General features: G+C 33.6%; 17 protein-coding genes. 5 read left to right on the top strand and 12 right to left on the bottom strand.

The genetic code is table 11. The features are described from left to right. Window positions 1–54: 54 nt before the first annotated feature. The 5 genes from P0R33_RS02265 to P0R33_RS02285 form a co-directional block, all read right to left on the bottom strand. Window positions 55–2,061, bottom strand: a complete 2,007-nt coding sequence (locus tag P0R33_RS02265) for a heavy metal translocating P-type ATPase (RefSeq protein WP_276174021.1) — start codon at window positions 2,059–2,061, stop codon at window positions 55–57. Between the two features lie 281 nt (window positions 2,062–2,342). Then, on the bottom strand, window positions 2,343–3,620 hold the full coding sequence (locus tag P0R33_RS02270) for an efflux RND transporter periplasmic adaptor subunit (RefSeq protein ID WP_276174022.1): 1,278 nt from the start codon (window positions 3,618–3,620) through the stop codon (window positions 2,343–2,345). Window positions 3,621–3,622: 2 nt separating this feature from the next. Further along, on the bottom strand, window positions 3,623–4,870 hold the full coding sequence (locus P0R33_RS02275; RefSeq protein ID WP_276174023.1) for a TolC family protein: 1,248 nt from the start codon (window positions 4,868–4,870) through the stop codon (window positions 3,623–3,625). Window positions 4,871–4,908: 38 nt separating this feature from the next. After that, window positions 4,909–8,031, bottom strand: coding sequence for a CusA/CzcA family heavy metal efflux RND transporter (locus P0R33_RS02280; RefSeq protein ID WP_276174024.1), 3,123 nt, complete (start codon window positions 8,029–8,031; stop codon window positions 4,909–4,911). Window positions 8,032–8,150: 119 nt separating this feature from the next. Then, window positions 8,151–8,474 carry a DUF6660 family protein gene (locus P0R33_RS02285; RefSeq protein ID WP_276174025.1) on the bottom strand — a complete coding sequence of 108 codons (324 nt, stop codon included), beginning with the start codon at window positions 8,472–8,474 and terminating at the stop codon, window positions 8,151–8,153. A gap of 304 nt (window positions 8,475–8,778) precedes the next feature. On the opposite strand from P0R33_RS02285, the gene P0R33_RS02290 reads away from it, so the two are divergent. Next, entirely contained in the window at window positions 8,779–9,900 is a 1,122-nt protein-coding gene (locus tag P0R33_RS02290; protein WP_276174026.1) for a hypothetical protein, read from the top strand. A gap of 9 nt (window positions 9,901–9,909) precedes the next feature. Next, window positions 9,910–10,671 carry a porin family protein gene (locus P0R33_RS02295; protein WP_276174027.1) on the top strand — a complete coding sequence of 254 codons (762 nt, stop codon included), beginning with the start codon at window positions 9,910–9,912 and terminating at the stop codon, window positions 10,669–10,671. Between the two features lie 304 nt (window positions 10,672–10,975). Here P0R33_RS02295 and P0R33_RS02300 read toward each other — a convergent pair whose 3' ends face one another. Genes P0R33_RS02300 through P0R33_RS02320 form a run of 5 tightly spaced genes read right to left on the bottom strand, consistent with a single transcriptional unit; the run spans window position 10,976 to window position 17,554 of the window. Further along, window positions 10,976–11,572: a chemotaxis protein CheB gene (locus P0R33_RS02300; RefSeq protein ID WP_276174028.1), complete on the bottom strand. Its 597-nt coding sequence runs from the start codon at window positions 11,570–11,572 to the stop codon at window positions 10,976–10,978. Beyond that, complete coding sequence (locus P0R33_RS02305) at window positions 11,551–12,363, bottom strand: protein-glutamate O-methyltransferase CheR (RefSeq protein ID WP_276174029.1); 813 nt, start codon at window positions 12,361–12,363, stop codon at window positions 11,551–11,553. Before P0R33_RS02305 ends, P0R33_RS02300 begins: the two co-directional genes overlap by 22 nt. Before the next feature lie 7 nt (window positions 12,364–12,370). Continuing rightward, window positions 12,371–12,736 (bottom strand): response regulator, encoded by a 366-nt coding sequence (locus P0R33_RS02310; RefSeq protein ID WP_276174030.1) that lies wholly within the window; start codon window positions 12,734–12,736, stop codon window positions 12,371–12,373. Between the two features lie 17 nt (window positions 12,737–12,753). Next, window positions 12,754–16,317: a response regulator gene (locus P0R33_RS02315; protein WP_276174031.1), complete on the bottom strand. Its 3,564-nt coding sequence runs from the start codon at window positions 16,315–16,317 to the stop codon at window positions 12,754–12,756. Between the two features lie 16 nt (window positions 16,318–16,333). Next, complete coding sequence (locus P0R33_RS02320; RefSeq protein ID WP_276174032.1) at window positions 16,334–17,554, bottom strand: response regulator; 1,221 nt, start codon at window positions 17,552–17,554, stop codon at window positions 16,334–16,336. Between the two features lie 388 nt (window positions 17,555–17,942). On the opposite strand from P0R33_RS02320, the gene P0R33_RS02325 reads away from it, so the two are divergent. Both P0R33_RS02325 and P0R33_RS02330 read left to right on the top strand, forming a co-directional pair. Further along, a complete protein-coding gene (locus P0R33_RS02325) occupies window positions 17,943–18,788 on the top strand; it encodes an SDR family oxidoreductase (RefSeq protein ID WP_276174033.1) in 846 nt (281 codons plus the stop codon). 188 nt (window positions 18,789–18,976) lie between these two features. Continuing rightward, window positions 18,977–19,237, top strand: a complete 261-nt coding sequence (locus P0R33_RS02330) for a SemiSWEET transporter (protein ID WP_276174034.1) — start codon at window positions 18,977–18,979, stop codon at window positions 19,235–19,237. Window positions 19,238–19,306: 69 nt separating this feature from the next. Here the strand turns inward: P0R33_RS02330 and P0R33_RS02335 are convergent, their stop codons facing one another. Together P0R33_RS02335 and P0R33_RS02340 are read right to left on the bottom strand one after the other, a co-directional pair. Then, entirely contained in the window at window positions 19,307–20,113 is an 807-nt protein-coding gene (locus P0R33_RS02335; protein WP_276174035.1) for a hypothetical protein, read from the bottom strand. A 327-nt stretch (window positions 20,114–20,440) separates the two neighbouring features. Further along, window positions 20,441–20,782 carry a hypothetical protein gene (locus P0R33_RS02340; protein WP_276174036.1) on the bottom strand — a complete coding sequence of 114 codons (342 nt, stop codon included), beginning with the start codon at window positions 20,780–20,782 and terminating at the stop codon, window positions 20,441–20,443. 210 nt (window positions 20,783–20,992) lie between these two features. On the opposite strand from P0R33_RS02340, the gene P0R33_RS02345 reads away from it, so the two are divergent. Further along, complete coding sequence (locus P0R33_RS02345; protein ID WP_276174037.1) at window positions 20,993–22,711, top strand: PAS domain-containing protein; 1,719 nt, start codon at window positions 20,993–20,995, stop codon at window positions 22,709–22,711. The last annotated feature ends 11 nt before the right edge of the window (window positions 22,712–22,722 follow it).

Consider the following 22,722-nt stretch of genomic DNA (forward strand, 5'->3'; position numbering starts at 1 on the left):
TTTTATATTCAATCTGTTCTAAAAAAATAATCGCCGCAAATTTGCGGCGATTATTTAAAACTTCATTTTCTGAATTCGAACGGCATTTAAAATGGCTAAAAGTGCCACTCCAACATCAGCAAAAACAGCTTCCCACATTGTGGCAAGTCCGCCAGCGCCAAGAATTAGTACAAAAGCTTTTACTACAAAAGCTAGTGTAATATTCTGCCAGACAATTTTTTTCGTTTGTTTTCCGATATTAATCGCCATTGCAATCTTACTCGGTTTATCGTCTTGAATGACAACATCGGCGGTTTCAATTGCAGCATCGCTTCCTAAACCTCCCATCGCAATTCCGACTGTACTTAAAGCAATTACGGGCGCATCATTTACACCATCGCCTACAAAGGCAATGGTTTCATTTTTGGCTTTAATTTCGTTTACTTTATTCACTTTATCTTCTGGAAGCAAATCTCCAAAAGCCGTTTTAATTCCGAGTTTATCTGCAACAAATTGAACAACATTAGTTTTATCGCCACTCAACATAGTTAATTTTACTCCAAGAGATTTTAGTTTTGAAACTGTTTCTTTTGCATCTTCTTTTATTTCATCGGCAATCGTTAAATAACCTGCAAATTTTCCGTCAAAAGCAATAGCAATTGTCGTGTAAACAATTGTTGAAGGATCAATATCATACTTAATATTAAACTTATCAAGCAATTTGAAATTCCCAACCAATAGTTCTTTTCCTTTATAAGAAGCTTTTAATCCGTGTCCAGAAATTTCTTCAATATCTTTGAGTTCAATTGAAGCGTCAATTTGTCCAACAAAATTATGAATCGCCGTTGCAACAGGATGTGTGCTTCGACTTTCTAAAACATTCACCAATTTCAGGATTTCTTCTTTATTGAATTCTGGTTTTATAATGACTTCTTGAACTTTAAAAACGCCTTCGGTCATCGTTCCCGTTTTGTCTACCACAACATTCTGAATCGTCGAAATACTATCCAAAAAATTACTGCCTTTAAATAGAATTCCGTTTTTACTAGCCGCTCCAATTCCGCCAAAATAGCCTAACGGAATACTGATAACCAAAGCACATGGACAAGAAATAACTAGAAAAACCAACGCTCTGTACAACCAATCTGAAAAAACATAATTGTCTACAAAAAGCATCGGAACCAAACAAATTGCTATTGCAAGATAAACCACAATTGGCGTGTAGATTTTAGCAAACTTTCTAATAAACAATTCGGCAGGCGCTTTCTTGGTTGTCGCATTTTGAACCAATTCGAGAATTTTTGACAATTTACTGTCATTATACGCAGTTGTTACTTTTACTTCTGCAATTGTATTTCCGTTTATCATTCCGGCGAGAACAGTTTCTCCTTTCTTTTTAGTATCTGGTTTGCTTTCTCCCGTTAAAGCCGCAGTATTAAATGAAGCCGAATCTGACAATAATTCGCCATCTAAGCCTAATTTTTCTCCCGCTTTTAGCTGAATAATTGCACCTATTTGAACATCCTTTGCTTTTACTTTTACAGCAACGTTATTTTCTAAGATATTTACTTCATCTGGACGCTGATCTAAGAGGCTTTTAATGCTTGATTTTGCTCTACTGACTGCCATTCCTTGAAATGTTTCTCCAATCGTGTAAAACAACATAACTGCAACTCCTTCTGGATATTCCCCAATTGCAAATGCGCCGATTGTAGCAATACACATCAGAAAAAATTCCGAGAAAATATCGCCTTTTACAATACTTTCATATGCTTCTCTTAAAACAGGAATTCCAACCGGAAAATAAGCAATTACATACCAAGCAATTCTAACATATCCCGCAAACCAATCTTGCGGAAAATAGTTGTCAAAACCAATTCCGATAATTAATAAAATAAAGGAAATTATGGAAGGCAGAAACATCTTAAACAAACTTCCTTCAACGTTATGTTCGTGGTCGTGTCCTTCATGTCCGTGATCATGCCCGTCATTTTCTGAATGTACAGGTTCATCGTGCGAACAACAACAGGTCGCTTTGGGCTTACTTTTTATATTTTTTACTTCTTTATCTTGATGTATCATTTTTGGAATTTCAAGTTTAAAGTTTCCTAGTTATACTCCGAAAACTTTGTTTAAAATAATGTTCTAAATTTAAGCAATTTGTGGCAATTGTTTGTTTAAAAATAATGATTTAAGGTATTGTTTGTCATTTCGACGATGGAGAAATCCCCGCAAGTAACTCCGTAAAGAAAATCAATCTTTGTCGAGCTCCTCGTGGAGATTTCTCCTTCGTCGAAATGACATAAAATGAGAAAAAACCTCAGAAGCTTAGAACCTTAGCCCCTCAGAACCTTAAAAAAAAATCAATGCTCATGCTCTCCTCCGCCTTTCATTGCAGAAAGCAGATAAAAAGCGCCTTTTGTCACAATTTTAGCATTTGCGGAAACTTGATTTACAAACTTAATTTCTGTAAAACCTAAATCTGTTGTTCCAGGAATTACTTCTACAGCTCTAAAATGCACTTCTTTCTGATGAATTTCTTCCTTTTCGCCTTCTTTATGATCATGTTTTTGTTCGGCTTTTTCATCTTCTTGAACAAACACAAAATACTTATCTGCATTTCTAACAACTGCATCCTTTGGCAATGCAGAAACCGTAGCATTTGTAATATTAATATTAGCCGAAACATACATTCCAGGAATCAAGCCTTTGGCATCGGCTGGATCAATTTTGGCATGAACGGCAACTGTTTTGCTTTCATTAGAAAATGATTTATTGATTCCGAAAATCTTTCCTTTAATAGATTTATTAGACTGATTTGTCAACACAAAATCTATTACCTGACCTATGGAAATTGAACCTAAATCTTTCTCATAAACATTTAAATCCAAATGCATCTGACTATTATCTACCACTTCAAAAAGAGAAATTCCTGTATTTGCAAAGGCTCCTTTAGCAATACTGATTTTTCCAATATAACCATTTATTGGTGCAACAATGGGAACCAAAGACGAGCTTCCTTTTGTAGCAACATGTAAAGCTTCTAATTTATTTTTAGCCGCTTGTGCACGTGCTCGTTCGGCAGCTAATTTCGCTTTTACTTCTTGAAAAGTTTTTCTCGGATTTACATTTTCATCGCTCAACGTTTTCTGGCGATTGTATTCTAACTGTAAATATTCAACATTTGCTGTTGCAGACTGATATTCTTCCTGCATTTCAATTACTTCCAGATTCTGAATCGTTGCTAAAACTTTTCCTTTGTTTACAAATGTGCCTTCTAAAACATAAATATCTTTTACCGTTCCGCCAATTAAAGTAGAAACTTCTGCTGAATTTTGCGGAGGAACTGTCGTATAACCATTTGCTTTAATAATTTTATTGAGATTTCGGTCTTCCACAATTCCTGTTTCAATGCCAACAGTTTTGTATTGAGATTCTGTTAAAGAAACTTCTGTAGTCGATTTTTCTTCTTCTTTTGGTTCTTCCTCCTTTTTTTCATTGCATGCAATTAGGGTAACCGCAAAGATCGCAAGGGCAAATCGCAAGGCACGCAAGGAAACAAAACTTTGCTCCCGATAGCTATCGGGATTGCGTTTTTCCTTTGCGCTCTTTGCGGTTAAATAACTAGATATATTTTTCATGATTAATTGTTTTTGATGGTTGGAAATTGAAGTTCGATGGCACTTTGATTGTAGCTGTGTGTTGCTTCTGCAAATTGTTTTTTAATATCAATTGCCTGATTTAAAAAACTGATATACGACCAATAACTCATATCGCCGTTGGCATAACTTTTCTGTGCTGTTTCAATAATCTGATTGGCATATTGCGAACCTTCATTTTGAAAATACACTAAGTTTTTTTGCTGTTTTTCAAAGTTATTTCGTAATTCTTCTCGCTGTAGATTCAAAATCATTTTGCTTTTATCTAAAGCCAATTGTGATTGCGAAATGCTAATTTCTGCTGCTTTTGCTTTCGTTGTATTTACTCCTCCAAACAACGGAATTTGCAATCCAGCCGTGAAACCTTGAAATAACGATTCGGTGTTTATCGTCTGTGCGAAATAGCCCAAACCAACTTTTGGCGTTCTCAAAGCTTTAAAAGTTCCAGCTTCTTTTTGGTAAACCGAAATCTGCTGTTGGTAAAAATCAGTCAACAAACTTTCTGCTTTTGTATTTTGCTGACTTTCTACAAAAGTGTACTGCAAAGCTGTATTCTGATCTGGAACGATATTTTCATTTGTTTGAATAAAAAACTGAAGCTGTTTCTGATAAATTGCCAAATCGTATTCTAGTTGTGCTTTTTGCGTTTCAATTTCTTTGACTTTCGCTTTGGCGCTAATCACTTCAATATTTCCGCTTTCTCCAGTTTTAAAACGGAGTTCGGCATTCTTTAAAAATTTGGTGTAAATATCATTTAGTTCTGAATTTAATTTCTGAATCGAAATTCCATACAAATATTGATAATACGCCAAAGTCACCGCTTTTTCCAGTTCGTAAGAAGACAACGCTTTTCGTTTTTCAGCCAGTTTTGCCAATTCTTCTTGCAATTGACGATTCGCTTTTGTTATGTTTCCTAACGGGAAAAACTGCTGTACCGAAACATTATGGTCAAAATCGACGCTATTAAATTGTCCGCCTTGATATTGCACCTGAAGCGGATCGGGCTGAAAAGCTGCCTTTTTAAGAACAGTTTGTTTTTCTATTTCTTTATCGGCAATTTTTAAATCGATGTTGTTTGATTTGGCAAGTTCTATTGCTTTTTCTAAAGATATTTTTTGTTGTGCAAATGTTGTTGTGCATACCAATAGAAACGCAGTTAACCGCAAAGTTCGCAAGGAAAGCGCGAAGTTCGCAAAGGTTAATTTTCTTAAATTATATAGTAATTTTTTCATTTTCTTTTAATTTTTTCTTTGTGTCCTTTGCGTACACCTTAGCGTTCTTTGCGGTTAAACCCAAGCTCCAACATTAAATACAAAATCGGCAAAACGATTAATGTTAATAAAGTTGCCGAGAATAAACCTCCAATAACAACAGTTGCCAAAGGTTTCTGCACTTCTGCTCCACCGCTTGTAGACAAAGCCATTGGCAAAAATCCTAAAGAAGCTACGGCTGCGGTCATTAAAACTGGTCTTAATCTGGTTTTAGTTCCGATATAAACACGCTGCAACGGATCTGAAATACCTTCTGTTTTTAATTGATTGAAGTAGGAAATCAGAACAATTCCGTTTAAAACGGCAATTCCGAATAAAGCAATAAACCCAATTCCTGCCGAAATACTAAACGGCATTCCTCTTAAAACCAAAGCTAAAACTCCGCCCATCGCAGAAAGCGGAATAGCAGTAAAAATTAAAACGGCTTGTTTAATGCTATTAAAAGTAAAATAAAGCAGTACTAAAATTAACCCTAAAGCTACCGGCAAAGCCACAAGAAGTCTCTGCGACGCTTCGATTAAATTTTCAAATTGTCCTCCGTAAGTGATAAAATAACCTGACGGCAATTTGTAGTTTTTATCTAAACGCTGTTGAATTTCTTCTACAACACTTTGAATATCTCGTCCGCGAACGTTTAATCCAACTGTAATTCTTCTTTTTCCGTCTTCGCGAATAACCTGCACCGGACCTTGCTCATATTCAACCGAAGCAACTTGTGAAAGCGGTACTTGCTGCCCGTTTGGAAGCGGAATAAACAAATTGCTAACATCGGTAATATCGGCACGATTATCTTCATTCATTCTAACTACAACATCAAATCGTTTACTCTCTTCATAAATTTTTCCAGCACTTTCTCCCGCAAATGAAGAACGGATTATCTGATTAATGTCAGAAATATTCAATCCATATAAAGCGATTTTGTTGTAATCGTATTTTATGGTAATTTGAGGCAAACCTGTTACTTTATCGGCTTTCAAATCGCCAACGCCTTCAATACTTTTTATTTTCGAAATTAGTTCAGTTGCTTTTGCGTCTAGAATTTCTAAATCATCTCCAAATATTTTGATGGCAATATCAGAACGGCTTCCCGTCATTAATTCGTTAAAACGCATCTGAATGGGTTGCGAGATTTCTATATTAACGCCAGGAATTACTTCCATTTCTTCTTTCATTGCATTGGCCAAATCTTCCCAATTACGATACTTTCCTGACCATTCTTTTTTATCTTTCAGAACAATAATCAAATCGCCGCTCTCTATTGGCATTGGATCAGTCGGAATTTCACCGCTTCCAATTTTGCTTACAATCGTTTTTATTTCGGGAAATTTTGCTTTTAAAATCTGCTCGTATTTTGTAGTCGTTTCAACGGTTTGCGTGAGCGAACTTCCCGTCATAATTGTGGCATTCATTGCTAAATCTCCTTCTTCGATTGTTGGAATAAACTCGCCTCCCATATTTTGAAAAATGATAACGCTCAAGGCGAATAATCCGATGGCGACTGCAAGCACAACTTTTTTAAATTCTAAAGCTTTTTTCAGCAAAGGCATATACAGGTTTTCGAGCCATAAAATCATACGGTCGCTAAAGTTTTCTTTGTGTTCTGTTTTCTTAGACAAAAACAAAGCACTCATCATTGGCACATAAGTTAAAGACAAAATAAAAGCGCCAATAATCGCAAAACCAACTGTCATTGCCATTGGTTTGAACATTTTCCCTTCGGTGCCAATTAATGCTAAAATCGGCAGATAAACTATTAAGATTATAATTTCACCAAAAGCGGCACTATTTCTAATCTTTGAAGCCGAATTATAGACTTCAGCATCCATTTCTTCTTGTGATAATTCTTTTTTGTTTTTGAATTTCTGCAAATGATGCATCGTCGCTTCTACAATAATTACGGCGCCGTCTACGATAATTCCGAAATCAATTGCGCCTAAACTCATTAAATTTCCACTTACTCCAAAAAGATTCATCAAAATAATGGCAAAAAGCATTGCAAGCGGAATTACAGAAGCCACAATTAATCCTGCACGAAGATTTCCTAAAAATAGAATTAGTACAAAAATGACAATTAAAGCTCCTTCTAATAAGTTTTTTGTAACCGTTCCGATGGCATTATCAACCAATTTTCCACGATCGATAAAAGCTTCTGCAACAACGCCTTCTGGAAGACTTTTATTAATTTGAATCATTTTTTCGTGAATTCGATCGACAACGGCTTTTGAATTTTCGCCTTTAAGCATTAAAACCAAACCAGAAACAATTTCACCTTTTCCATCTTTTGTAGAAGCGCCGTAACGTAACGCAACACCTTCTCGAACCTCAGCTACATCTCGAACCAAAACAGGCGAACCATTTCTGTTTTTAACAACAACATTTCCTAAATCTTTCGTTCCTTTTGCCATTCCGACTCCTCGAATGAAATAGGCATATTGATCTTTTTCAATGTAAGCTCCTCCCGTATTTTGGTTGTTTTTTTCTAAAGCATCAAAGATTTCTGTAATTGTAACTCCCAAACTATTTAAGGTGTTTGGATTAACAGCAATTTCATATTGCTTTAGTTTTCCTCCCCAAGAACTTACATCAGCAACACCTTTAATTCCTTGCAATTGCGGAATAATAATCCAATCTTGAATTGTTCTTAGATCAACAGCGCTGTATTTATTTTCATAACCTTTTTTGGCATAAACATCATATTGATAAATTTCGCCCAAACCTGTACTAATCGGAGCCAATTCTGGCGATCCTACGTATTCGGGAATATTTTCTTCTGCTTGTTTTAATCGTTGAAAAATTTGTTCTCGCGCCCAATAAATATCAACATCATCTTCAAAAACAACGGTTACAACCGATAATCCGAAACGAGAAATACTTCGAAGTTCTATCACTTCTGGAACTGTTTTTACGGCTTGTTCTAACGGATAAGTAATTAATTGCTCTACTTCTTGACTGGCAAGCGTGGGAGCTGTGGTAATAATCTGTACCTGATTATTGGTAATATCAGGAAGTGCATCTAATGGCAGTTTTTTTAAGGAATAACTTCCTACGGCAATTAATACCAAAGTAAATAATAGTATAATGAACTTATTCTTTATACTAAATTGTATGATTTTATCTAACATTTTAAATTATAATGAAATGAGAAATGAGACAATCTCTTGTCTATCTTGATTTTGTGGAAATCCACACTTCTCTAATCCAAATTCTGATTCCGATAATTATCGATACAGAAAGGATTTCATTATCCTAATTGAGGCGGCTGCCAAATACTTCCGTAGAAATTAGAAGCTAAAATAGAATTGTAACTTGGTAACGGACTTAAAATAAGATGATCAGTTTGTGGAAATTCAAAAGTTATCGGAGTTTGATAACTTAAAACCTGAGCCCCACAGCAATTACATGCACAAAATGGCGAGCATAAATCATTTTCTTTGTCATGTGAATGATTCTCTTCTGAAGAAAATTGAGCTGTTTTATGCATAGCACTGTTCACTTCCATATCTGCGCAAGGCATATTCGAAAGTGCCATCAAATAAACTGACAGTATAATTGCTATCCATTTCATATCACAAAAATAGGATTTATTCTTTTACGAATTATAAATTTATTTTTAACTCATTACATCTTAAGACAAACTTAAACATTACAAAAAACACTGAATCACAAAAACTTACCATATTAGTTTATTAAAAAAAACGCAAAATGTTAAAAATTTTTAATTAACTTTAACACAATTAACCACCATAAAAATTAGTTCATACCCTTTTTTTATAATCCTGTAAAACAAAAGACAAGCCGAAATTCCCTCAGAATACATTAGTACAATATTATTTCAAGCAGTTTATTTAATCAATTAAACACTTTATTCTATGAAATGTAAAAAACTAATATCAGCCCTTTTACTATTATGCAGCATTCAAATTTTCGGACAAGTTTATACAGATAAAGTTGTTGGAGAAAAAAATCAAGAGGTTAAAGATAGCCTCAAAGTCGCCGATTATCCTTATGCATTACCTATCTGGGGAGAAAAAGTTGCTCAGAAAGGTTACAAACTTCCTTATTCAGCAGGACTTTCTATTAATTACTTTTGGCAAGATTCTGAAATTGTTATTAATGATCTTAATGTAGGTTTTAATAATGGACCGCAATACAATCTAGACGAAATTGTGCGTTTTGATAAATCTCATGTAGAGGCTGGCGCATTAACTATTCGTCCTGATATTTGGCTTCTACCCTTTTTAAATATTTATGGAATATTGGGGAAAGCCAATACTTCAACTAAAATCAATGCCGGAATTTATGTTCCAGATCAAGATAACAATTGGTCGCAAGTTGCTCATTTCTCAACAAAAGCAAATTTTAACGCTACAACATTCGGACTTGGAATGACGCCAACAATTGGAATTGGCGGCGGATGGTTGGCTTTGGATATGAATATGGCGTGGACCGATATCAGCTCGCTTGATAAACCTGCGTTTTCTTATGTTTTTGGTCCACGATTAGGGAAAACATTCAAATTTCGTAAACCAGAACAAAATATTGCCGTTTGGGTTGGTGGTTTTAGAGTTCATATTTCTGGAGATACTAACGGAAATTTACCTTTATCTGATTTTATAGATCTAAGCAACGCTCAGCAAAAAGTTGATGATGGCTTGGCAAAAGTGACAGAAAACCAGACTAAAGTAGATAATTGGTGGGATAGTCTAACTCCTGTAGAACAAAAAAATCCAGTAAATGTTGCCAAACATAATACAGCAAACAGAGCACTAGAAAGTGCAGGAAATATTTTAGCAACTCTAGATGGCGCTCTAAGCACCGCTGGATCATCGTCTGTGCAATATTCTCTTCAAAAAAGACCTAAAGATATGTGGAATTTTATTGTAGGTTCTCAATATCAGCTTAATAAACATATTATGTTTAGAGTTGAAGCTGGTTTTCTTGGAAGCCGTACACAAGCTTTAGGAGGAATTCAATATCGTTTTGGACTTTAATTTCTGATTATGAAAAAGAGTTTATTGATACTCCTCGTTTTCTTTTGTATGAATGAGGCGAAATCGCAGGTTTTGATATCGCTAATTTTTGGAGATAAACTTAATTCGCCTTTTTTAGAATTTGGACTTGAAGGCGGTATCAATCTTTCTGATATTTCAAACCTTGAAAGCTCTGGAATGAATCCGGGTTTCAATCTTGGTTTTTATTTTGATGTTCGATCTAAAAAAAATCCTGCTTGGATGATTAATACTGGCGTTATAGTTAAATCTCCAATGGGAGCCAGACATATTCCTGTTTATTCTTTAGATGATGTCAACTTAGACAATACATTTGAAGGCGGAACTGTTAATCGAGAAATTCGTTATTTTAATGTTCCTATTTTAATAAAATATCAGTTTAAAAACAGGATTTACGTTAAAACAGGACCACAACTCGGACTTCTTGCATCGGCTTTTGATGAATTTACAAATGAGATTAATAAAAACGATGTTACTTACAAGAAAAAAATCAGAGATGAGATTCGCGTAATTGATGCTGGAATTGCATTAGGAACTGGTTATCATATGAATGTGGGCAACGGATTGAATATCACTATTCAATATTACTACGGATTGGTACCTGTAATGAAAGGAGACGGTCCAAATGTATATAACAGATCTTTATACTTAACAGCCGGAATTCCTATTGGAAAAGGAAAAGCTGCACAAAGAAGAGCTGAAAAAGATGCCGAAATGAATAAGGTTATTTTACCTGAAGATGAGAAAAATTAAATTATTTTTTTTGTGATATTATTAAAAAACATTTAGAATAATATTTCGCTCCGCTGGAGCTTTTGATGGGTTTTAATAATTATTTGCTATAAATATTTCGTCCCTCTGGGACTTAAACTAATCATTAATCATCCAATGGAAAAGTTTCGGAGAACATTAATATTAAATTATTTTACACTCAAAATATAAAAAGCTTCGGAGAAGCTAAATATTTATAGCATAATTACATAATTATAAGTAAAGCCCCAGAGGGGCGACATATATCATGTTGAAGGTTATGCAAACCTCTAAACCTTAAATATTGTTAAGCTATCTCCTTATTAATTCCCTTTATAAAATCTAAAATTTCTTCTGTACTTAAAACATAATCTGGTTTTGTATGCAAAATCGCATTATTAGGCATAAAAGACATTTCTGCAGAAAGCGGATTCTGAACGACCGTTATTCCTCCTGCATCCTGAATAGCTTTCATTCCGACTGTTCCATCAGAATTAGAACCAGAAAGTAAAATTCCGATTAGATTGCTCCCATAAATTTCTGCCGCGGATTCAAATGAAACATCAATACTTGGTCTGCTGTAATTTATCTTTTCAGAAGTATCCAATGAAAGCGTTTCGTTTTTTTCAAACAATAAATGATAATTAGATGGCGCGATATAAATAAAGCCTGCTTTTACAGCAACTTTGTCTTCTACTTCATTTACTTTAACATTCGCTTTTAAAGCTAATAAAGCCTCCAAAGTCTGTTCGTCAGAATTTTTTCTATGAACAACAATCACAATGGCGTACGAAATCGGATCTTCTATAAAAGGCAAAATTTGCAATAATGCTTGCAAACTTCCCGCAGAACCTCCAATTATGACTACTTTACAATCTTTTATTACTCTCTTACTTTCCTCCATATTTTTTCTCTTTCAAACTGTTTGTATTTAGTTTGAGATATAGAATATTTTATAGTTTCTTTTGTTCCAAGTGCTAGAAATCCTAGAACAGAAAGACTGTCATCAAATAAATTAACAACTCTTTTTTGCAGATTATTATCAAAATAGATTAAAACATTTCGACACAAAATCAAGTCAAACTCATTAAAAGAATTGTCCGAAACTAAATTGTGTTGCGAGAAAACCATCTTTTCAGAAAGTTCTTCGCTAAATTTTGCAAAACCATAATTGGCAATATAATAATCTGAAAAATCTTGTTTTCCGCCAGAATCACGATAATTATCTGCATAATCTTTTATCATTCGAAGTGGAAAAATACCACTTTTTGCCGATTCTAAAACTGCCGCATTAATATCTGTGGCATACAAAATAGATTTATGCAGAAGTCCTAATTCTTTAAGCATAATAGCCATCGAATACACCTCTTCGCCTGTAGAACAGCCTGCATGCCAAATTCTGATAAAAGGTTTAGTTCCTAATAAGGGAAGAATATCATTTCGAAGCACGGTATAAAATGACGGATCGCGAAACATTTCTGTAACATTTACCGTAATTTCGTCAATCATTCTTTTGCAATAATCTGGATCTGTGCGAACCTTTGAAAGAAATTCATGAAAATGCTTAAATCCATCTAAATAATAAACTCGGCTAACACGTCTTTTTAGTGAAGCTCTGGAATAACTTCCAAAATCAAAACCATAATATTCGTAAACATCATTAATTAGGGCTTCTAACTCAATATCTTCAATCATAATTCACTTAAATTTCCCCCAAAATCTGAAGTAATTTATCAACATCAACTGGTTTCGAGATGTATGAATCTGCCCCAGCCTCTAAACATTTTTCTTTATCTCCTGTCATTGCTTGTGCGGTTACAGCCACTACAAAGGTAGATTCTTGCGATGGAATTGCTTTTATAAGCGGAATTGCTTCATATCCGTCCATTTCTGGCATCATCATATCCATCAAAACTGCATCAATTGTGTCGTCTTCTTTTAATATTCTAAGTGCTTCTTCGGCACTTAAACAAGACAAACAGTCAAAAGATTTCGCTTTTAAAGTATTCACTAAAGCAAAAATATTCCTTGTATCATCATCTACAATCAGCACTCTTTTTTTTCTCATTTACAGCTTTTTAGAGGTTAAATTTTATCATATAACCAAACTCGTAATAACGATAAAAGCTGATCTACATCTACAGGTTTTGTGATGTAATCTGAAGCTCCCGCTTTTATGCATTTTTCGCGGTCTCCTGTCATTGCTTTTGCCGTTACGGCGATTACTGCTAAGTTAAGAAATTTAGGATTGCTTCTTATTTTTTCAGCCGTTTCATAACCATCCATATTTGGCATCATCATATCTAATAATACAACGTCTGTATCAGGATTTTCATCCAAAATCTTGATGGCTTCTTTTCCGTCAAATGCTGTAATTACATTCATCTTAAATGCTTCTAAAGCTTTAGAAAGCGAATAAATATTACGAACGTCATCATCAACAATCAATACTTTTTTCTCAAATAGAATATTATTTAATGAATTCAGTTTTTTATGAACTTCTTTTATTTTACCCTCTTTTTTCTCTTCTACCAAATGAAGGAAAAGTGAAACTTCATCTAACATTCTTTGGTACGAATGAGCTGTTTTTACGATAATAGAATCGGCATATTTTCTAATCTTCAATTCTTCTTTAATAGACAAACTTTTTCCTGTAAAAACAATTACCGGAAGATTTTCTAATCCTGGGCTTTTCTTTACACCATCTAAAATTTCGTAAGCTTGTTTGTCTGGAATTCCCATATCCAAAATTACACAGTCGACATCTTTATTGCTTAAAACAGATAACCCTTCCGAAACTTCGCTTTTAATCTCAGAATTGATATTATATGTTTCTAAGAAATATGCCAACGCTTTTGCATGTTTCGGATTATCTTCAATAATTAAAACTTTTTGAGATTCTTTGTTTATAATATGCTCAATACGCATAAAAACGTCTGGAATCTTATCAAAAGCAACTGGTTTGTCTAAGAAATCTACCGCACCTTTTAACAAACTTTCTTGTTTCAATTTATGCGAAGACATAATGTGAACCGAAATATGTTTGGTATTAGAATTATTTTTCAATTCTTCCAAAACTTCCCAACCGCTTTTTATTGGTAATTCTATATCTAATAAAATTCCGATTGGTTTATAAATCAAGGCAAAGTTTAAAGCGTAATCTCCTCTTACAGCGACAACACCTTTATAACCTTTCTTCTGTGTAAAAGCTAGCAACGACTTAGCAAAATTAATATCGTCTTCGACAATAAGAATTACTTTATCGCCTTCTTCAATTGAATCTCTGTCGTCTTCAATTTCTTTTGGAATAACTTCACTGATATATTTAGGTCTTGCCTCCGTTTGCGTTTCTTCGTCTTCAACAACTTCTTTTGGCTGTATTTTGTTTACTAGAATTTTATTTATAGCCAATCCTAAAACCGGAATGCATAACGTAAACGAACTTCCTTCATTTACTTTACTGTAAAGCGTAATTTCTCCTCTAAGTAATTTAGCTAATTCACGGCTTATTGATAATCCTAAACCTGTTCCTCCGTATTTGCGTTTTGTAGAACCGTCGGCTTGTTGGAAAGCTTCGAAAATTAGAGGTTGTTTTTCTAACGGAATTCCGATTCCGGTATCTTTTACAACAAAGCAAATTAATTTATCATTGTTCGGATCTGTCTTAATTTCAAGACTTACCGTTCCTTTTTCTGTAAATTTAATAGCATTTGAAATCAGATTTTTCAAGATCTGCTCTAAACGCATTTTATCTGTTTTAATGACAATTGGTGCGTCTTTGGTAATAATTTCAAAGTTTATTCCTTTCTCTTTCGCTACAATGTGGAATAAATTATATAGACTGTCTGTAATTTCTTTTGTGGAAACATCTAAAAATTCCAGCTCCATTTTACCAGCCTCAATTTTAGATAAATCCAAAATTTCATCAATTAATCCTAATAAACTGTTTCCTGAACTCTGAATCACTTTTGCAAATTCAATTTCTTCATTGTTCATTGTTTCATTATTGTTTTCAGACAATAAACGGCTCAATAACAAGATTGAATTTAATGGCGTTCTTAATTCGTGTGACATATTTGCCAAGAATTCCGATTTGTAACGCGTGCTTAATTCTAAAGCCTCTGATTTTTTCTGAATTTCAGTATTTTTTTCTTCCAATAAAACGCTTCTTTCAGAAAGTTCTTCATTGGTTTGTTCTAATTCTTCTTGTTGAACGCGAAGTTCTTCCTCCGAAGCTTGAAGTTTTTCTGTCTGAGCTTCCAATTCTGCATTTATAGCTTCCAACTCGCTGTGTTGAACTTGAAGTTCCTCAGATTGCGATTTGGTTTCTTCTAAAAGCTCCATCACTTTTTTACGGTTTTGAGTTGCTTTTAAAGCGATTCCGATATTATTGGCAACCATATTTAAAAACTCCAACTGCAAAACAGAAAATCCGTAAATACTCGCTAATTCTACAGCTCCTTCTATTTTATAATCCATTAACGGAACTGCCACAATATGGGTTGGTTTTATTTCGCCCAAAGCATAATTGATTTGAATATCGTCTTGTGAAAGGTTTTTTAATTCCAGCATTTTTCCGGATACAATTGCTTGTCCAATTAAGCCTTCGCCTTTTCTGATTCTTTCACGGCTTTTACTCGGAATATAGCTGTATCCGCCAGAAACAGTCATTTCTTCTCCATCAACAACATATAAAACACCCGCGCTACTGTTTGTGTATTGGCATAAAAATTCGATTACATCTTTTGATAATTTCTGGATTGTTTTCTCACCCAGCATTTTATCATTTAAACTAGCAACGCCAGATTGAAGCCATTCTTTTTGAGATAATAAGTCGAAAGAAGTTTTTAGAGAATCTTTCATTTCGTGAATAGAACCTCCTAATGCTCCTAAAGTATCTGCTTTTCTATCGTCTATCTGAACGTCGTAGTTTCCTTTAGAAATCTGAGTTGCAATTCCACTAATTACCTCAAGTCTTTCGGCAATATCTTTATCTTTTTTCTCAAGTTCATTTTGCAATAATGCTCTTTCATTATAATCTTTCAGAATTCTGATCATGAAAACAATCGATATAATAAAAGCAATGAAAAAGGCAACAACAATAAGAATCAAACTGTAAGTTCCATAACGTTCCGAATTGGCATTACGTTCTTCCAAAAGTTTTTGTTCGGTCCCTTCTACTTTTTTGATGATTGTTTTTATTTCATTCATCATATTTCGCCCTTCATTCAAATCAAAAATCAGCGTTTCTTTGCTTAAACGCTTTTTTACGATTTGATTATTCAGGTATTTAAAGAAACCAGATCGTTTAGATCTTAGTTCGTCTAGCATTTTTTGCTGAGAAGGATTATCGGATGTAAGTTCATCCAATTTATCAAAATAATTATTTGATTTTGCTTCAGAATCATTAAAACGGTCTACAAATTGTTCGTCTCCAGTAAGTAGATAACCTCGCATACTCGTTTGCGCTTCCGTAATAATTGCCGAACCTTCATTAAGATTGTAAATAACATCTTGAGTGTGATTTACCCAATAATTACTGCTTAATAAACTTTTGATGCTAATAAAGGAAGCAACAGAACTAATGGTCAGTACAAATAGTGAAACCAGAGAACTAATTAGTAAATTTCTTTTAAAATTACCATTCATAAATTATAAGTCTAAATTATTTTGATTTGTATTTTAACGGAAGCACGATAATAAAGCTTGCGCCCTTTCCTACTTCACTTTTAGCGGTAATCAAACCGTTATGTTTATCTATTATTTTTTTTGCAATTGCAAGTCCGATTCCTGTTCCTTCGTAGGTTTGGCGATCATTTAAGCTCTGAAAGATAATAAAAATTCGGTCTAGATATTTTTCGTCAAAACCAATTCCGTTATCTTTTACTGTAATTCGGCAGAATTGCCCTTCTGGCGATGTCGGACTATCGATAGATTTGTCTGCAATTATTTCTGAAGTGATTTCTATTTCGGGTTTATTTTCAGTTCCCGAAAACTTAAGCGCATTTCCAATCAGATTCTGAAAAACTTGACGCAATTGACTTGGAATACTGTCTACTGTTGGAAGTTCATTGGTTTTTATTGTCGCATTTTTGCTTTCAATTAAATAATCAAAATCAGAAAGAACTTCTTGCAAAACCTCATTTAAGTCTGTTTTTTCAGGTTTAACTTGAGCCGAAAGTCTAGAATAAGCCAAAAGATCGGTAATTAAAGTCTGCATTCTTTCTGCAGATTTTATTGTACGATCTACATAATCTATCGCTTTATCGTCTGTTTTTAGGTATAGATCTTTTATTATTTTAATAAAAATCTGAATCTTCCGAATAGGTTCATTTAAATCGTGCGAAACAACCCAAGAAAATTGCTGTAATTCGTGATTTCTAAGTTCTAATTCTTCATTTTTTTGAACCAATTCTTTGGTTCTTTCTGCAATTTTAATTTCAAGATTATCCTGTGCTTCTTTTCTAATTTTTATTTCCTTAGAAAGAAGATCTTTCATCACTTTTAATTCGTTTTGCTGTTCGTAGATTTTAATAAAAGTTTTGACTTTTAAAATCAATAAATCAGAATCAACCGGTTTTGTAATATATTCTACAGCACCCGTTTCGTAACCTTTAAAAATGTATTTTTTCTCGGTATTTAAAGCCGAAAGAAATATAACAGGAATATCTTTTGTACGCTGATTTCCAGAAAGGATTTTTACAACTTCAAATCCATCAAGTCCTGGCATTTGAACGTCCATGATTATCAAGCAATAATCAGTTTTTAAAATCTTTTTCAGCGCTTCTTCACCAGATTCGGCACTATCGACATCGATATTATGCAGCTCTAATGTTTTCTTTAAGGCAATAATATTGGCCCTTATATCGTCTACAATTAATACCATGTCTGGAAACTAAATCGGTTGTAAATCAAAATGATAATTTTAAAATGAATGTAAAATTTTTCTTATTTTTTTAATTAATCTCAAATTAGACCATTAAAAATGATATGGAAAATCTCAAATGTATAAAAAAATAACTACTCGGTTTTTTATCTAAATCGAAAATAGTTACAGAATTCCCACTTTTTAGATGGTTATTTTGAAAGCGAGAGTGAGTATGAACTTATTAGAAAATTCCTGTTATTTTAACATTTTACAAAATTGAATGTATTTCCGTACAATTAAACTAGATTTAACTCTTTTGAGGCAAACAAAATTCCTATTAAGACAAGTAAAATTTCAATTTTCATCTAATTTTAAAAGCATGAAAGAGCTTAAAAAAGAGAAAATTATGAAAAAGAAAATAACCTTTCCTGAGCAAAAACAAAATCTTCCTGGCAATGAACATAAAATGAATCCTGAACCAGAAATTATTAGAGAAAACTATATCGGAAGTGGAAAATTAAAAGGAAAAACTGCTTTTATAACTGGCGGCGACAGTGGTATCGGCAGAAGTGTCGCCGTACATTTTGCAAGAGAAGGCGCCAATATTGCCATTATCTATTTAAAAGAAAATAAAGATGCTTTAGACACAAAAGCGATGATTGAAAAAGAAGGACAGCAATGCCTTTTGATTAGCGGCGACTTGAAAGATGAAAAGTTTTGCAAAGCTGCAATAAAAAAATGCTACACGACATTTAAGAAGATTAATGTTATTGTGAATAATGCTGCGATACAATTTCCGCAAACGGATTTAGAAAAAATAACGGCATCGCAGCTCCAAAAAACTTTTGAAACCAATATCTATCCCTATTTCTATATCACAAAAGCTGCACTTCCGTATTTAGAAAAAGGAGATACGATTATTAATACAACTTCTGTGACGGCTTTTCGCGGAAGCGAACATCTTGCAGATTACGCCAGTACAAAAGGCGCGATTGTTAGTTTTACAAGATCGCTTTCTACGATGTTAGCGAAAAAACAAATTCGTGTAAACGGTGTTGCGCCTGGACCAATTTGGACACCGCTTATTGTGGCAAGCTTTGACAAATTATCGGATTTCGGAAAAGATAATCCGATGGAAAGAGCTGGACAGCCTTCTGAAGTGGCGCCTGCATATGTGTTTTTGGCTTGCGAAGACAGCAGTTATATTACTGGACAGTTTATTCATATAAATGGTGGCGAATTGGTTGGTTGATTTTTTAAACGCAAAGTTCGCAAAAAGTTTTTTTTAAAATCTCGCAAAGTCGCAGAGTCGCAAAGGTTAGCTTCAAGCAGATTCATAAAAAATAAAACTTTGGGACTTAGCGCCTTTGCGAGATTTAAAACATAAAACCTCAGCCTCTTAGTCCCTCAGAACCTTAGAACCTTAGAACCTTAGAAAAAATGAATTACATAGATATTCTTGGTCTTTTTGCAGGAGCTTGCATTACGATTTCGACAGTTCCGCAGATTTTAAAAGTTTGGAAAACCAAAAAAGTAAAAGAGATTTCTCTAAAAATGTTTGGAATTCTCACTTTCGGAATTGCAATTTGGATTGTTTATGGCATTCTAAAAAACGATCTTCCGATAATTATTACCAACAGCGTTTCTTTGGTTTTAAACCTCATTATGGTTTATTTTATTCTGCATTACGAAAAAGAATGAAAACTCTTTAAATGAAAAAAACAGCTTGACCAAAGCTGTTTTTTTGAAAGTGAAGATATAAGATGCTTACTAGCTAGCTAATTTTTGATTATATGGTTTTAAAGCCAAAGTTTTGGATTGCAAATTTCTTTTCAGAAAAACTACAGGCGCCGCAATGGCACTCAAATTTAAAGAGGAAAGTTTTTTAATTTCTGATAACTGCTTTGCCGCAAAATTCAAAATAGGCACAAATGGCGTTAAATAATTATAACTATGTTGCGCTATCTCTAATTCTAAAACTTCGCGTAAAATACTTTTCATCAGCAAATAACGAACTGTTCCTTGCTGCGGAATAGATTTAAGTTCTTTAAATTTATTTCCAATTTTCTGATTTTCAGCTCCGATATAAATATAATTTCCAGAATTAGGCACAAAAATAGTACGCACCTGATCTGCAAAATCAGATTTACTGTTATCACTATTCGTTGGCATTCCGATTAATGAAAACTGAATTTGTTTATGGCTTTCAAAATATAGCACACTATTAATGGCTGACGAATTGCTCATAATACCAGATTGATCTTTTTTCAGGGATTTGATTTCTCCATTGGCACCAAAACTGTGAAGTACATTTCCTTTTTCGCAATAAGCAAAAAATACTGGCGCCATCGGATGAGATTCTATACTTAAACTAACATCTTGATTAAAAGTCAAATCAAAATTTAGATAGGTCATTTCTTTTTCAAAACGAACTCCAGAAATACTTCCGCTCGCCCATTTTGATTTTATTTTTAATGTGTATTCGTTGGAAGTAATCAGCAAATCACCTCCAAAACTATCTTTAAGATTATTAAAAACAGCATCAAATCCTCCTGTATTTATGTAAAGTTTTTTCATTATTTTGGTTTGGTTTTAGTAAATCAGTTAGTAATTATTTACGTACAAAAACTAACTTCGGTTTTTCTCTTCATTTCTATAATTCAAATTTCGTTTATATTGTCTCTCAAACCTTTATACAATTTCGGAGAGAATTTTCATAATTATTATTTTGAGGTTCTAAGTGACTAAGGTTCTGAGGTTCTAAGTTTTTTCACATTGTCTAAAAAATCTTAGTCCCTTAGAAACTCAGAATCTTAGCTGCTCAAAAAAAAAGCAGCTGCTCCAAATAAATTTGAAACAACTGCTCATCAGCAAAATAAAAATATCAATCTATTTTTATTTCTTTTATGTCAATTCGTTTATGTCTGCATTTTTAGAATAATTTGCTTTCGGGATATCTTTAAAAAATTCGGCTTCTTCTAAATCTGCCGTCGGGCCATATCCTAATAAATGTGTTCCTTTTGCTCCGTCTTTTGTTTCGATCACATATAATATTGACATATCATCAGGATCACTCATTCCTTCGTAACGATGATGCGCCACAATAAAAATATCTTCGGGTTTATATGCGGTTTTGGTTTCTGCATTAATAAGATGATCATTTTCAAACAAATAACTCACATTATATCCTTCTTCTTGATATCTTTTTATATTGTCGATTTCGTGTTTAGAATCTTCTCTTTTCATGGCTTCTGTTTTTAATCTTTTATTCAAATTTCCGTATTGAAAACAGATAAAATTAACTCTAACGATTTTAATCTTAGCTCATTCAAAAATCAATTTTGACCGAATATTTATTTTTTATTAATTTTAAACAAGTCAAATTTTACGCAGGAATTACTACCTTTAGAATAGAAATAAATTTGGCTATTTCTGAGAATATAAATCAAAATTTTAATGAGTAATAATAATTATGCTTTTCTGGCAAATGGAGGAGAAATGGGTAAACTTACTCGAGCCAAAGACTGGAGCCAAACAGCGGTTGGTGCTGTAGAATCTTGGCCACAAAGTCTTAGAACCACTATAGGCATTCTCTTAAATTCTAAATTTCCCATGTTTTTATTTTGGGGACCAGATCATATTTGTTTTTATAATGACGCTTATCGTCCGAGTCTTGGAAATGACGGAAAACATCCGGCAATTCTTGGAGAAAAAGGCGCAGATTACTGGCCAGAAATATGGGATTTCATAAAACCTTTAATCGATCAAGTTCTAAATAAAGGAGAAGCAACTTGGCACGAAGACCAATTGCTGCCTATTTATAGAAATGGCAAAATGGAAGATGTATATTGGACTTTTAGCTATAGTCCGGTAAATGATGAAAACGGAAAAACAGCTGGCGTTTTAGTAATTTGCAATGAAACTACAAAACAAGTCATTACTCGTAAAAACCTTGAAGAAAGCGAGAAAAGATTCAGAAATACAGTAAAACAATTGCCACTAGGAATTTGCATTTTGAAAGGTGCAGATTTAGTTGTAGAAATGGCTAATTCGACTTATCTACACATTATTGACAAAGAAGAAAAAGACATTTTAAACAAACCTATTTTTGAATCGGTTCCTGAAGCAAAAGAAACCACATATTCATTATTAAAAAATGTTTTTGAAACAGGAGTTCCTTATTATACAGATGAATTAGCCGTAACATTAAATAGATACAACAAGAAAGAATTAGGGTATTTTAATCTTGTTTTTTATCCTTTAAAAGAAGAAAATGCAGAAATTACAGGAGTTATTGTAATTTCTTATGAAGTAACTGAGGAAGTTAAAGCTAGACATCTTTTGTCTGAAAGCGAAAAAGCATTCAGAAATATTGTAATGGAATCTCCTATTGCAATGGCTATTTTTAGAGGAAAAGAATATACCATCGAAATGGCCAATTTAACAATGATGCATGACATCTGGCAGCGAGAAGAAAAAGATTGTATTGGCAAACCTCTATTAGAAGTTTTCCCAGAATTAATAAATCAAAAATATCCCGAATTGCTAAATGAAGTGCTTTCGAATGGAAAAACAATTCGCGAAAACGAATCTGTCGCTTATGTCGATATTAAAGGAAAACTGAAAAAATTTTACCTCGATTACGAGTACACAACGCTTTACGAAAAAAACGGAAAAGCATCTGGTATTATGTGCACGGTTTACGATGTAACCTCTAAAGTAAAAGCCAGAAAAAAAGTAGAAACGGCAGAAGAAAGGGCAAGATTAGCCATAGAAATTGGAGAAATCGCAACTTGGGATTTAGATCTTAGAACTAGAAAATTAATCTACAGCGATAATATTCTGGATCTTTTTGGTTTTCAAAAGAATACAAAAATCGTGCATCAGGATATTCGAGACAGAATTCTCCCTGATGATGAACATATCGTTGTAGCAGCGCTTGCAGAAGCGCTCAAAAATAGTATTTACAAATATGAAGCTCGAATTTTAAAATTAGATAATACAATTGGCTGGATAAAAGTACACGGAAAAGTCTTTTTTGATGAAAATAATGAACCTACCAAAATGTTAGGTACCGTTATGGATTTTACTGACGAAAGAGATATTCAGCAAATATTATTTAAAAGCGAGAAAAAATTCAGACTCCTTGCCGACTCCATGCCGCATCTTATATAGACAAGTGATAC

It is taken from the genome of Flavobacterium sp. YJ01 (assembly GCF_029320955.1).
In the GTDB taxonomy this organism is placed as follows: Bacteria; Bacteroidota; Bacteroidia; order Flavobacteriales; family Flavobacteriaceae; genus Flavobacterium.

Coding starts and splice junctions, on each gene's coding strand:
- P0R33_RS02340 (WP_276174036.1), bottom strand. CDS start 20,782: ATGAAAAGAGAAGATTCTAAACACGAAATCGACAATATAAAAAGATAT.
- P0R33_RS02305 (WP_276174029.1), bottom strand. CDS start 12,363: ATGATTGAAGATATTGAGTTAGAAGCCCTAATTAATGATGTTTACGAA.
- P0R33_RS02295 (WP_276174027.1), top strand. CDS start 9,910: ATGAAAAAGAGTTTATTGATACTCCTCGTTTTCTTTTGTATGAATGAG.
- P0R33_RS02265 (WP_276174021.1), bottom strand. CDS start 2,061: ATGATACATCAAGATAAAGAAGTAAAAAATATAAAAAGTAAGCCCAAA.
- P0R33_RS02280 (WP_276174024.1), bottom strand. CDS start 8,031: ATGTTAGATAAAATCATACAATTTAGTATAAAGAATAAGTTCATTATA.
- P0R33_RS02300 (WP_276174028.1), bottom strand. CDS start 11,572: ATGGAGGAAAGTAAGAGAGTAATAAAAGATTGTAAAGTAGTCATAATT.
- P0R33_RS02325 (WP_276174033.1), top strand. CDS start 17,943: ATGAAAAAGAAAATAACCTTTCCTGAGCAAAAACAAAATCTTCCTGGC.
- P0R33_RS02315 (WP_276174031.1), bottom strand. CDS start 16,317: ATGAATGGTAATTTTAAAAGAAATTTACTAATTAGTTCTCTGGTTTCA.
- P0R33_RS02310 (WP_276174030.1), bottom strand. CDS start 12,736: ATGAGAAAAAAAAGAGTGCTGATTGTAGATGATGATACAAGGAATATT.
- P0R33_RS02275 (WP_276174023.1), bottom strand. CDS start 4,870: ATGAAAAAATTACTATATAATTTAAGAAAATTAACCTTTGCGAACTTC.
- P0R33_RS02290 (WP_276174026.1), top strand. CDS start 8,779: ATGAAATGTAAAAAACTAATATCAGCCCTTTTACTATTATGCAGCATT.
- P0R33_RS02330 (WP_276174034.1), top strand. CDS start 18,977: ATGAATTACATAGATATTCTTGGTCTTTTTGCAGGAGCTTGCATTACG.
- P0R33_RS02270 (WP_276174022.1), bottom strand. CDS start 3,620: ATGAAAAATATATCTAGTTATTTAACCGCAAAGAGCGCAAAGGAAAAA.
- P0R33_RS02335 (WP_276174035.1), bottom strand. CDS start 20,113: ATGAAAAAACTTTACATAAATACAGGAGGATTTGATGCTGTTTTTAAT.
- P0R33_RS02320 (WP_276174032.1), bottom strand. CDS start 17,554: ATGGTATTAATTGTAGACGATATAAGGGCCAATATTATTGCCTTAAAG.
- P0R33_RS02345 (WP_276174037.1), top strand. CDS start 20,993: ATGAGTAATAATAATTATGCTTTTCTGGCAAATGGAGGAGAAATGGGT.
- P0R33_RS02285 (WP_276174025.1), bottom strand. CDS start 8,474: ATGAAATGGATAGCAATTATACTGTCAGTTTATTTGATGGCACTTTCG.